Annotated in this window: 8 protein-coding genes; 4 read left to right on the top strand and 4 right to left on the bottom strand. The window is 70.0% G+C overall.

Annotation, left to right across the window (positions count from 1 at the left end):
* The first annotated feature begins 202 nt into the window (after nucleotides 1–202).
* Nucleotides 203–3,091, top strand: a complete 2,889-nt coding sequence (locus tag ACH47X_RS00240) for an AAA domain-containing protein (RefSeq protein ID WP_397400304.1) — start codon at nucleotides 203–205, stop codon at nucleotides 3,089–3,091.
* Nucleotides 3,092–3,555: 464 nt separating this feature from the next.
* Nucleotides 3,556–4,818 (top strand): aminotransferase class I/II-fold pyridoxal phosphate-dependent enzyme, encoded by a 1,263-nt coding sequence (locus ACH47X_RS00235; RefSeq protein ID WP_397400302.1) that lies wholly within the window; start codon nucleotides 3,556–3,558, stop codon nucleotides 4,816–4,818.
* 6 nt (nucleotides 4,819–4,824) lie between these two features.
* Here the strand turns inward: ACH47X_RS00235 and ACH47X_RS00230 are convergent, their stop codons facing one another.
* Complete coding sequence (locus tag ACH47X_RS00230) at nucleotides 4,825–5,442, bottom strand: LysE/ArgO family amino acid transporter (protein ID WP_397400300.1); 618 nt, start codon at nucleotides 5,440–5,442, stop codon at nucleotides 4,825–4,827.
* Nucleotides 5,443–5,532: 90 nt separating this feature from the next.
* Here ACH47X_RS00230 and ACH47X_RS00225 point away from each other — a divergent pair, with 90 nt between their 5' ends.
* Both ACH47X_RS00225 and ACH47X_RS00220 read left to right on the top strand, forming a co-directional pair.
* Nucleotides 5,533–6,453, top strand: a complete 921-nt coding sequence (locus ACH47X_RS00225) for a LysR family transcriptional regulator ArgP (RefSeq protein WP_397400298.1) — start codon at nucleotides 5,533–5,535, stop codon at nucleotides 6,451–6,453.
* A 97-nt stretch (nucleotides 6,454–6,550) separates the two neighbouring features.
* Nucleotides 6,551–7,156 (top strand): LysE/ArgO family amino acid transporter, encoded by a 606-nt coding sequence (locus ACH47X_RS00220; RefSeq protein WP_397400296.1) that lies wholly within the window; start codon nucleotides 6,551–6,553, stop codon nucleotides 7,154–7,156.
* A 4-nt stretch (nucleotides 7,157–7,160) separates the two neighbouring features.
* Here the strand turns inward: ACH47X_RS00220 and ACH47X_RS00215 are convergent, their stop codons facing one another.
* From ACH47X_RS00215 to ACH47X_RS00205, 3 genes are all read right to left on the bottom strand, one after another.
* Nucleotides 7,161–8,474 carry an LCP family glycopolymer transferase gene (locus ACH47X_RS00215; protein ID WP_397400294.1) on the bottom strand — a complete coding sequence of 438 codons (1,314 nt, stop codon included), beginning with the start codon at nucleotides 8,472–8,474 and terminating at the stop codon, nucleotides 7,161–7,163.
* 191 nt (nucleotides 8,475–8,665) lie between these two features.
* Entirely contained in the window at nucleotides 8,666–9,916 is a 1,251-nt protein-coding gene (locus ACH47X_RS00210) for an LCP family protein (protein WP_397400292.1), read from the bottom strand.
* A 53-nt stretch (nucleotides 9,917–9,969) separates the two neighbouring features.
* The gene (locus ACH47X_RS00205) at nucleotides 9,970–12,216 is read right to left on the bottom strand and encodes an esterase-like activity of phytase family protein (protein ID WP_397400290.1); all 2,247 of its coding nucleotides are present in this window, start codon (nucleotides 12,214–12,216) and stop codon (nucleotides 9,970–9,972) included.
* Nucleotides 12,217–12,240: the final 24 nt, after the last annotated feature.

Here is a 12,240-nt window from a genome sequence, read left to right as displayed (position 1 = left end):
AGGTGATCTTAGTGGTCGAGGTACCGGTCGGTGCTGTTCGCCGACCGCTGCAATCACGGGGTCTCGATCCGCCCGGCGTCACTCTTCGACCGGGCCGGACCCTCGTCGTCCCGACGATATCCACCGCGGTCCAGACTGGACTGGCACCACATCACAACCGAGATGCTCGACATACGTGATGTTCGACCTACCTTCATGCGTTGTGGCCGCCACCCCGCTGCACGACCCGTCCGTTGCCGTCCTCCTGGTGAAGCCCAAGAACCTGCCGATTGCCGATCAGACCCTTGAGGTCACCGATATCGAAGACGTCGCCGGGAAGCCACTCCGGATCACGTACATGAACGGCAAGAGTTACCCCAAGGCTCGGCACGACGTGCAGCTCCTCACCGAGGCGAAGAGCGAGCCGCTTCCCCATTCCACTCACCTCCACCACGCGGCCTGGCGAGCCCGGATCTCGGCGCCCACAACCATCCTGCGATTCGCGGGCCCCGAAGGCGACTGGCTCCGGCCCGTCCTCGACGACGGCACCCATCTGCGTGCCGTGCCGCAATCCGAGATCATCACGGTGATCGACGCCGAGCTCCCCGCCGAGACCCACGCTGTGCTCGATTACTGGCGCAACATCGTCAGCAGCATCCCGGAGAAGGACAACTTCCTCGCCCGCCCGTTCGAGAGGCTCGACGTCATCGACCGGCGTAGTGTCCTCGCCCACTACCTGCGCCGCGGCATGATCCGCCGAGCCCTCACTTCGCTCACGGACCCGAACGTCAAAGCGCTTGCCCGTCCTGTGATCTACCCGTTCCGGCTGAACATCAGCCAGCGCGACGCGATCCACACGGCGCTGACCCACACCATCTCGGTGATTCAGGGCCCGCCCGGCACGGGCAAGACGGAGACCATCCTCAACGTCATCGCGAATCTTGTGCGCGAGCCGGGCGTCACGGTCGGCGTCGTCTCGTCGAACAATTCGGCGGTGGAGAACGTGGCGGCGAAGCTCGACAAGATCCATCTCCGCCATCTCATAGCGGAGGTCGGCAAGAGCGACAACCGCAAGGAGTTCTACCGGACGATCAAGGAGCGCCGGGCCGAGCGTGAGAGCTTCTTCGCCAAGACCCGCAACGCGCGCGCAGCCGAGCTCCGAGCCCGCGAGCACGACGAGGACACCCGCCGGTCGGCGACCGACCAGGAGATCGCGGACCTCGACAAACAGCTCCTGAAGCTGCACTATCTCAAGCGCAAACAGGCCAGGCTCAGCCGACAGCTGGAAGACCTTCGTGTCGAGAAGCGCCATTTCGACGAGCACCTCGCACGCCATGAGATTCCCGCGCCAGACCGTGTCCCCCTCCTGTGGAAATCCTCCCGCCGCATCCTCACCCTTCTCGCCGAGGGCGCGCTCGCACCGGCCCGGGAACGTCGCATCGCGCGCATCACCTGGTGGCTTCGGCAGTACCTGCTGCATGGCGTCGTCCGTCCGCTCTCCCCCGAGGACACCGAGGCCGCGCTCCAGCTGCAGGCCACCTACTACGACCGCCGGATCGCCGAGCTCGAAGCCGCGGTCGAGCGTGCCACGCGCCGCCTCACGGACAAGAGATTCACGCATCTCAACGAGGAGATCAAAGACCGGTCGATGACGCGCTTCGCCGAGGACCTCGCGGATCGCTTCGAAGGCACGCCTCTCGGCGACCTCCCGCGTTTTGACGACGGCGCCCTCACTTCGGGCCTTCTCGCGGAGTTCCCGGTCGTCCTCAGCACCTGCCACTCCCTCAACGGCAGCCTGCCCGACGGCGTCATGCTCGACTACATCATCATCGACGAGGCGTCACAGGTAGATCTCCCCACCGCGGCACTGGCGATGGCCCGGTGCCGGCGGCTCGTCGTCGTCGGCGATGAGAAACAGCTGCCGCCGATCCCCGACGAGGAGGCTGCGCAGGCGCTCACAGCGCCGACGCCGGACGTCGACTACCTGACGCACAGCATTCTCACCTCTGTCACCGCGCGCTACGACAATGAGCAGCTCCCCGAGACGACCCTTCGTGAGCACTACCGCTGTCACCCGATGATCATCGAGTACTGCAACCGTCAGTTCTACGAGGGCGAGCTCATCTCGATCGTGTCCGACGACGACGGCTCGAGCGGCCCCTCTCCCGCCATCCCGCCGATGCGGGTGCATCGCGATCCGCTCGGCAACCACATGCGAGCCATTCGGGGGCGCGGTGCCATGAGCCAGCGGCAGGCGGACATCATCCTGGAGGACGTGCTCCCGGGGTTGGTTCCGCACGTACAGCCCAACGACATCGGCATCATCGCCGCGTTCCGGTTGCAGGCTGAGACGGTGGGCCACACCGTCGGCGACATGGACACCGACACTGTCCACAAGTATCAAGGACGGGAGAAGCAGGCCGTCGTCTTCACGACCGTGCTCGACTCCACCCGCCAGGCGAAGTTCCGTAAGAAGCACGCCGACAGTCCTGAACTGATCAATGTGGCAGTGTCGCGGGCGGAACGGCACCTCGCGCTGCTGATTGATGCCGACGGGCTCCCCTACACAAAGTATCTACGTGACCTGCAGCGATACATCGAGTACCGGGACCCCGACGCTGTCACTCAGAGCGGAATCGTCTCCGCGTTCGACCTGCTGTACCACGACTACTCCGATCGACTGCGCGAACTGGAAAGACGGCTCGTGCGGCGGTCGCGGTTCAAGTCCGAGAACATCATTTGGACCCTGCTTCAGGACATCCTGACGGAGGAGCCCTTCCGGCATCTCGCGTTCCATCACGAGGTTCTGGTAGCGGCGCTGCTGTCCGGCGACGAACCCCTGAACTCCGCGCAGCGAGAGTACGTGGAGCATCGCGCACGAGTCGACTTCGTGGTCTACAACCGCGTCTCGAACCGCAACATACTCGCGATCGAGGTGGACGGCTTCGAGTATCACGCGAACAATCCGAAGCAGCAGGCGCGGGACAAGCTCAAGAACGAGATTCTCGACATGACGCCATTGGGGAGGCCGGTTCGCCTGCTCACCCAGCAGGTGGTGACGACGGACACGCTGCGCGAGGTGCTCGTGCGGGCGCTGGAGCGCGCTGAGTAGCCCTTGAAACATGCAGATCCGCCCAATCGATGTCGCTGGCAACTTCACCCATACGTCGGATCGACCCGGTGCGACCGGTCGTGTTCGATGGGCTATTGCCGTCGACGTGCATTGGGAGTCCATCAACGAGGCGTGGGACGCCGACAACGTCGAGTTCCCTGTCGTGTTCTGCCCCACCGGCCAGCCCGTGGCCTGGCCTAGAACCGACGCCTGACGCGTCGAGGCTGGGCAGACCAGACCCGCGGCGTACTACGACTCGAGGATCCGCGCCCCCTCTTCGCCCATGACCGGCAACGCTAGGTCCAAACGTTCATCTCCGCAGGGCACCCTGTGGATAACCTTCCCCAGGAGCCCTGGTTATCCACCAAATCCACAGGCTTGTCCACAAAGGTGCAGGTAAAGCGGGTTGTCAGGGATGCCCGAGATGAACCCGGGGTGGACCGGCGGTGGCTATCGTCTAGCCCATGAACGCCCTTCATTCATCTGGCCGCGACTCGTCCGACCGGGGCCAGGACCGCTGGCAGGCCACCGCGAGCGCCGCCGGGCTGCTGGCCGAGGACGGCAGCGTCGCCGTCACGATCTTCGCCGAGATGTCCGCCCTGGCGGTCCGCACCGGCGCGATCAACCTCGGCCAGGGCTTCCCCGACGTCGACGGTCCGGAGTACGTCAAGCGGGCCGCGATCCAGGCGATCGAGGCGGGCCGCAACCAGTACGCGCCCGGGGACGGCGTTCCGGAGCTGCGCCACGCCGTGGCCGAGCACCAGAAGCGGCACTACGGCCTGGACGTCGACCCCGACACCGAGGTGCTGGTCACCACGGGCGCCACCGAGGCGCTGACGGCGTCGGTCCTGGCGCTGACCCGGCCCGGTGACGAGGTGCTCACGCTGGAGCCGTTCTACGACTCGCACGCGGCCGCGATCGGTATGTCGGGCGCCACGCACGTCACCGCCCCCCTGGTCCCGGGGCCGGACGGGTTCCGGCTCGACGTCGAGGCCCTGCGGGCGGCGGCCACCGACCGTCTGCGCATGATCCTGCTCAACTCGCCGCACAACCCGACCGGGACGGTGCTCACGCGGGACGAGCTGGCCGCCGTCGCCGCGGTCGCGCGGGAGCACGACGCGATCGTGGTCACGGACGAGGTGTACGAGCACCTCACGTTCGGCGCGGAGCACGTCCCGGTCGCCACGCTGCCGGGGATGGCGGAGCGGACGCTGACCATCTCGTCGTCGGGCAAGACGTTCTCGTTCACCGGCTGGAAGGTGGGGTGGCTGCACGGCCCGGCCGCCCTGGTCACGGCGGTGCGGACCGTCAAGCAGTACCTGACGTACACGTCGGGCGCGCCGTTCCAGCCGGCCATCGCGCAGGCCCTGGCCGACGACGACACGCCCCGCGCGCTGGCCGCGTCCCTGGCCGAGCGCCGCGACCTCCTGTGCGCCGGGCTGGAGACCGCCGGCTTCACGGTCACGCGGCCGGCCGGCACGTACTTCGTGATGGCCGACGCGTCGGCCGTGCTGGCCCGGCTCGGCCTGCGCGACGGCGTCGAGCTGTGCCGGCGGCTGCCGGAGCTGGCGGGCGTCGTGGCGATCCCGGCGTCGGCGTTCTGCCGCCCGGGCTCCCCGACGGCACAGGCCCTGGCGAACCACGTGAGATTTACCTTCGTGAAGAGCGAGAGCGTCCTGCGCGACGCCGCGACCCGGTTGGCCGGCCTGGGGGTCCCGCTGAGCTAGCCGCCCTCAGCCCGCCAGCAGCGAGACCGCGACGGCCAGCATGATCAGCGCGATCACGCCGTCGAGCACCCGCCACGCGTTCGGGCGCCGGAGCACGGGGGCGAGCAGCCGCGCGCCGTACCCGAGGGCGGCGAACCACGCGACGCTGGACACCATCGCGCCGGCGGTGAACCACCAGCGCGTGTCGCCGTACGTGGCCGCGACCGAGCCCTGCAGCACCACCGTGTCGAGGTACACGTGCGGGTTGAGCCAGGTCAGGGCGAGCGCCGTCAGCACGACGGGCTTGAGGCGGCGTCCGGGGCTGTCGCCCAGGGCGCCGTCGGCGGCCGCGGCGAGCGTCGTGTCCCCCTTGATCGCGCGCCACGCGGCCATCGCCCCGTACCCGATGACGACCGCGGCGCCGAGCCAGCGCACGACGACGACGGCGTCGGGCCAGCGCTCCACGAGCGGTCCGAACCCGGCGGCACCCGCCGCGTAGAGGGCGACGTCGGAGGCCGCGCAGATCGCCGCCACGACGCCCACGTGCTCGCGGCGCAGCCCCTGGCGCAGCACGAACGCGTTCTGGGCTCCGATGGCGACGATGAGCGAGAGGCCGAATCCGAGTCCGGCGAGCAGGGCGAGCATGCCGTCAACGCTAGGCAGCGCACTGCCTGAAGACCAGTTCATGTTTCTCACGCGGCATAAGCAGAACTGATGGTGCGCCACACTGGTGCCATGCGATGGGACTCCCGCCAGCTCGAGGCGCTGGCCGCCGTGGTCGCCGAGGGCTCGTTCGACGCCGCGGCACGCGCCCTGCACGTGACCCCCTCCGCGGTGAGCCAGCGCATCCGCGGGCTGGAGAACGCCGCGGGCAGCGTGCTGGTCCGGCGCGCCCGCCCCGTGGTCGCCACGCCGTCGGGCCAGGCGCTGCTGCGCCTCGCCCGGCAGACCGAGCTGCTCGGGGCGGAGGTCGCCGTCGAGCTCGGCGCCCAGGACACCCCCGCACAGAACGTGGAGAGCGGCGCGCCCGCCCGCCTCGTCACCGTGCCCCTGGCGGTGAGCGCCGACTCGCTGGCCACCTGGGTGCTGCCCGCCCTCGCCCAGGTCGAGGGCGTCACCTTCGACCTGCACCGCGCCGACGACAGCCGTACGGCCGACCTGCTTCGCGAGGGTGTGGTCATGGCGGCGGTCACCTCGCAGACCGCGCAGGTGCAGGGCTGCCGCAGCACCCCGCTCGGGATCATGCGCTACCGCCCGGCGTGCACGCGCGCCTTCGCGGAGCGCTGGTTCCCCGACGGCCCGACGCCGGACGCCCTGGCGGCCGCGCCCGTCGTCGTCTTCGACCGGACCGACGACCTGCAGGACGTGTACCTGCGCGCACGCGCGCCGCACGCCCGTCCGCCGCGGTACCACGTGCCGAGCACCGTCGAGTACGAGGACACCATCCGCCTGGGCCTGGGCTGGGGCATGCTCCTGGAGCAGCCCACGATCGGCGGTCTGCAGGCCGGTACCGGTGGCGGCATCACGCTGATGGAGCCCGGCTACGTCCTGGACGTCCCGCTCCACCTGCAGCAGTGGAAGCTGCGGTCGGCGGTGCTCGACCGGGTCACGGCAGCGCTGCGAAAAGAAGCAACACGCAAGTTGCTTCCGGCGTGAAATCTGGACGTACCCCCATCATTAACCCTGTAACAGTCCTTCCGCACTTCCGAATCATGAACCGGACATCCGCTGTCCGACTTCTTACGGTTCAGGAATGCTCTCAGCGCTTGCCGGGATGGCCTTCGGCCTCTCGCTCATCGTCGCCGTCGGTGCACAGAACATCTTCGTCCTCCGCCAGGGCCTGCGCAGAGAGCACGTGGGCCTCGTCGCCGGCATCTGCGCCGTCAGCGACTTCGTGCTCATCTCGCTGGGGGTCGGCGGGCTCGGTTCCCTGATCCAGAGCGCGCCCCTGGTGGTCGAGATCGCGCGGTGGGCGGGCGCCGTCGTCGTGCTGGTCTACGGCGGCATGGCCGCCCGCCGCGCCTGGAAGGGCCAGCAGGTGGTCATGGGGCGGCACAGCATGACCACGCGGACGGTGGGCGCCGCCGTCGCCACCACCCTCGCCCTGACCTGGCTGAACCCCCACGTCTACCTCGACACCGTGGTGCTCGTCGGCGGGCTCGCGGCGACGCACGGCGACGACCGCTGGTGGTTCGGGCTCGGCGCCTGCCTCGCCAGCACCGCCTGGTTCGTCGCCCTGGGCTACGGCGCGCGCTACCTGGCGCCGTTGCTGGAGAAGCCCGGCGCCTGGCGCGTCCTGGACAGCGTGGTCGCGGTCACGATGGTGGTCGTGGCGGGAACGCTGATCCTGGGCGCCTGACGCGTCAGGCGCAGACGCCGTCGAGCAGCACCTCGGGGCTCGGGCTGGGCTTCGGCTTGCTGCCGCCCTCGCTCCCACCCGTCTCGGTGTCCCCGCTGCCCTCCGCGTCGCCGGCGCCGCCCGCGTCACCGGAGCCGGAGTCTCCCCCGTCGGTCTCGCCCGTCCCTGCGTCGCCGCCGGCCTCGCCCGTGTCACCTCCGGCGTCGCCGGAACCCTCCTCGGCCGCGCCGCTCCCGCTCGGCGAGGCGGACGGCTCCGGGGTGTCCAGGACAACGTCCGCGGGCGGCTCGTCGGCCGCGACCCGCGCGAAGATCTCCGCGGCCTCCGGACCCCAGCCGAGCCCGCCCACGCCACCCTCCTCGGTGTCGTAGACCGGGATCTTGGTCATGATGATGTTGCGCTTCTCGATCTCGCGCAGCGACCACGCGAGACCGGCCACGCTACCCGGGTTGGCGATCGCGGGGTCGGCGCTCAGCGAGCCGAGGGCGGCGTTGATCAGGCGGAACGTCTTGGTCGGGTCGGCGAGCGTCTCGGCCGACAGGATCTGCCGGAACGTCGCGTTGATGAACGCCTGCTGACGCTCGATGCGCGTCAGGTCGCTGCCCATCTCGAGCCCCATGCCGGTGCCCTTGCGCACGCGCAGGAACTGGATCGCCGTCTTGCCGTCGAGCCGGTTCTCGCCCGCGGGCAGGTCGATGCGCGCCGACCTCGGGTCACCGTGCAGCGCCTCCGGCAGGCACATCTTCACGCCACCGATCGCGTCGACGACGTCGATCACGCCGTTCATCTTGACCACGGCGTGGTTGGTGATGGTCACACCGGTGATCGCGTTGACGGTGTTGATCGTGCACGCGGCGGCGTACTTCATGTCCGTGCCGCCGCTGCCGACGGTGAACGAGGCGTTGAACTTGTCCCGGTACGGCTGCGACTGGCTGCCGTCGGGCAGCTTGCAGGACGGGATGTCGACGAAGGTGTCGCGGGGCAGCGAGACGATCTCCATCCACTGCCGGTCCGCGGAGATATGCACCAGCATCGTGGTGTCCGAGCGCATGCCGGAGACCGTGCCGCCGATGTCGGCGTTGGAGCCGTCGCGGATGTCCGTGCCCATGAGGAGCAGGTTGACGGCCTGGTCCTTGAACGGGTCGGACGGGTCCTTGGGCTCGACGACCTCGGTCACCAGGCCGTCGAGGTCCTGGACCTCGATCTGCGAGATCGCGTTGTGGTACGCCGTCGCGGCCGCCGCGGACCCGAACGCCATCGCACCCACCACGCTCATGGTGACCGTGCGGACCACGAACTTCTTCCGCCAGCTGCGCACGTGCCGGGGCTGGCGCTCGCCCGTGCGCGCATGTCGGGGAACCCCGGGAATTATCTCGCCGACAGGTCGCACTGCCGTCCAGAAGTCACTCGCCACGCATCGGAGAGTAGGGCCTCATTGCGACAATCGTGTAACTAAGTCGAGCCGTTCCCAGGTTGCTTCCAGGCGACGCCAGGGGTCGGCGGCCCGGATCAGTCCGCGCAGACCCCCGGCAGCAGCGACGGCGACGGCGACGGGCTGGGGCTGCCCGACGGCGTCGCGCCGCCGTCGTCGCCGGCCGATCCTGAGCCGGTGGCGTCGTCCGGGGCGCCGTCGGACGAACCGTCCGAGGAGTCCGCGGTGGGCCTGCCGGACGGCTCGGAGCCCGGGGCGGGGGTCTCGTGCCCCGGCGGCGGCTCGTCGGCGGCGAGGCGCTGCCAGATCGCCGTGGCGTCCGCCGTCCAGACCACCCGGTTGGGGTCGGTCGGGGCGGCCACCACGGGCAGCTCGGTGAACACGATCTCGGACGGGTCGATGTCGCGGATGCTGAACGCCAGGCCTGCGAGCGCCGCGGGGTCGGCCAGGCCGGGGTCGGCCGAGATGGCGCGCAGCACCGCCTCGATGGTGCGGTAGAGGCGCGGCGAGTTGGTCACGACGTTCTGGTCCAGGACCTGGCGCACGAGGGCGTCGACGAACGCCTGCTGCCGGTCGATCCGGGTGAGGTCGCTACCCTGCTCCAGGCCCAGGCCGGTGCCGTGCCGGGCGCGCAGGAAGCCGATCGCCTGCCGGCCGTCGAGGGTCTGCTCGCCGGCCGGGAGCTCGAACCGGCCGTACGCCGGGTTCTGGACGAGCGGCTCGGGCAGGCACATGCGCACCCCGCCGAGCGCCTCGACGACCTCGACCACGCCGTCCATCTTGACGACCATGTGGTTGGTGATCGGCACTCCGGTGAGCGTCTGTACGGTCGAGATGGTGCAGGCCGCGGCGTAGGTGAGGTCCTCGGCCGCGCCGCCGCCTATCGTGAACGCGCTGTTGAACATGCCGTAGGTGGCCCCGGACTCGGAGCCGTCGGGCAGCTTGCACGCCGGGATGTCGACCAGCGAGTCGCGTGGGATCGACACCACCTCCATGCGGGAGCGGTCACCGGAGACGTGCACCAGCATCGTGGTGTCCGACCGCATGCCGCCGTCGCCCGCTCCGGCGATCTCGGTGTTCTCGCCGCCACGCAGGTCGGTGCCCAGCACGAGGATGTTGAGGCTGCGGCCGGTGAACGGGTCGTCGGGGTCAGCGGACGGCGTCGGCCCCTTGACGAGACCCGAGACGTCGCTGACGCCGATCTGCTGCTTCAGGTCGAGATAGGCGGCGGTGCCGCCCGCGGCGACGAGGACGAGCGCGCCGACGACGATGAGCGCCGCGACACGGGCGGCGCGATGACTTTGCTGGTGACGGAGGTGCCGGGGCACATAGGGAGCATAAGCATGTACCCCGGCACGGGGCCTGTTAAGTCACCCGGGGTTCACCTGACCGCGGCGGCCCCGAGGTCCGGGTTGTCCGAGAAGAACCCGTCCAGACCGGCGTCCAGGAAGACGCGGATCTCGCCGACGAGGTCACCGATCCCGTTCGGGTCGGTCGACGAGCGGAACTCGGCCGGAAGGAACTGGTTCTCGCGGCGGAAGGTCCAGGTGTGGACCTCGAGGCCCGCGCGGTGGGCGTCACGGATCACGCTGGTCGGCTCGGCGAGCGTGCCGTCCGCCTCGCGTGGGATCAGCACGTTCTTCTCGGCGCCGATCCCGTCGGCGTAGCGGGCGATCTCGCGCAGGCCCTGCCGGGTGACGAGGTCCGCGTAGGTGCGGGGGTCGCCGGCGGCCATGAGGTCGTAGGGTGCGCCGCTGCTGCTGACGAGCTGGCCCAGGGGCACGTCGGTGAGCTCGTCGAGCTCCTGGAGGTTGCCCACCTCGAAGGACTGCACGATCACCGGGGCGTCCCGGTGGTCGAACCCGTTGCGGCGCAGCTCGGCCACGAGCGGCTCCTCCAGGGACAGGCCCACCGAGTCGAAGTAGGTGGGGTGCTTGGTCTCGGGGTAGACGCCGACGGGCGCGCCGTCGCAGGTGCGGCTGTTGCGGGCCAGGTCGAGCACCTCGTCGAGCGTGGGGACCAGGTAGAGGCCGTCGAACGCCGTGTTCTGGGGCCGGACCTGCGGCAGGCGCTCCTTGGCACGCAGGGTGCGCAGCTCGGCGAGCGTGAAGTCCTCGGTGAACCAGCCGGTGATCCGGGTGCCGTCGATGGTCTTGGTGGTGCGGCGGCCCGCGAACTCGGCATGCGCGGCGACGTCGGTGGTGCCGCTGATCTCGTTCTCGTGCCGGGCGACCAGCACGCCGTCCTTGGTGGAGACCACGTCGGGCTCGATGTAGTCGGCGCACTGGTTGATGGCCGTCTCGTAGGCCGCGAGCGTGTGCTCCGGCCGGTAGCCGGAGGCCCCGCGGTGACCGACGACGGTGACGCCGTCGTCGGTCACGCGCTTGCGCTTCAGGTCGACGAGGGCCATCTCGGTGTCGTCCGGGGTGCCCGTGACGCGCGCGTCGTTGCCCGGGTAGTTGTTGTCGTTGCCGATCAGCAGCGTGTCGCGGTCCACGAACAGGACGGTCTCGAAGGACTGCACGGGCAGGGCGAACGTCTCGCCCAGTCCGTAACCCTCCCCCGCGTCGATGCCGCGCGGGTTGTCGATGCGCAGCGCGTCCACGACGAGCTCCTTGCGGACGAACCCGTCGCGGTCCCTCGTGCCCAGGTCGATCTCGTAGACGCGCTTGGTGACCGCCTGGTCGCCCTCGAAGTCGTCACGCTCGATGAGCAGCATCGTGTCGCGGCCCGTGGCGAAGGCGTCCCCGATGACGTCGGCCGGCTGGTCGGTCTGGTACGCCCAGCGCTTGCCGGTGTACTCGCCCCTGCGGGTGTCGAACTGGTAGATCCAACGGCGGCGCGGGTCGGCGTCGTCGGCCAGCGCGCCCTCGACCACCGGGTAGAGATAACGACCGACACCGGCCATGGCCTCGAAGCCGCGGCTGCTGCCGACGTTCGGCTGCTCGCCGGGCTCCAGGTACGGGTTGCCCGGCGACTTGCCGTCGGGGAACGCGTAGGGCGCCTCCAGCAGCGTGCCGTCGGCGGCGAAGTGCAGCAGGAACGGGCCGAACTCCTCACCCACCCAGAACGTGCCGTCGGCCGCGCGGACGAGGGACTCGATGTCGAAGTCGGCTCCCGTGAGCAGCCGGTCGGCGGTGTCCTCGTTGACGATGTCGAAGTCGAGCACGTGGTCGCGGTCGTTGTACTCGACGAGGTCGAGCACCTCGATCTGGCCGTCGCCCGAGCCGCGGCGGTTCGTGTCCCACTGCGGGCGCACCAGGTAGTTGCGCAGCAGGAAGTCGGCGGAGTTGCCCTTGGCGCCGAAGCCGTTGTCGGGCTGGGCCCAGAACGTGCCGTCGTGGTTGTCGACCATCGCGGAGAAGCCAGGGATCACCTGGCCGTCCCAGGGGCCCTGCCGGCCGTTGCCGGGACTGGCCGCGGCACCCGACGGCGGGCCCTCGGCCAGGTAGTCGGCGGACAGGGTGGCGCGGCCGGCGAGGGTCGCGGTGAGGTGGGTCCCGCCGTGGTGCTCGGTGGCGGGGCCGGGCCGGGGCCCGGCGGTGGCGACGGCCGCGGGCAGCAGCAACGACGTCGCCGCCGCGGCGGCCACCACGCGCGCGACGCGGGTACGCAGGGGTGTGCTCATGCGGCCGAGCCAAGTGGGCGCACC

The organism is Promicromonospora kroppenstedtii (assembly GCF_044389675.1).
GTDB classification, from domain to species: domain Bacteria; phylum Actinomycetota; class Actinomycetes; order Actinomycetales; family Cellulomonadaceae; genus Promicromonospora; species Promicromonospora kroppenstedtii.
This window is presented reverse-complemented; position numbering and strand designations above follow the sequence as displayed.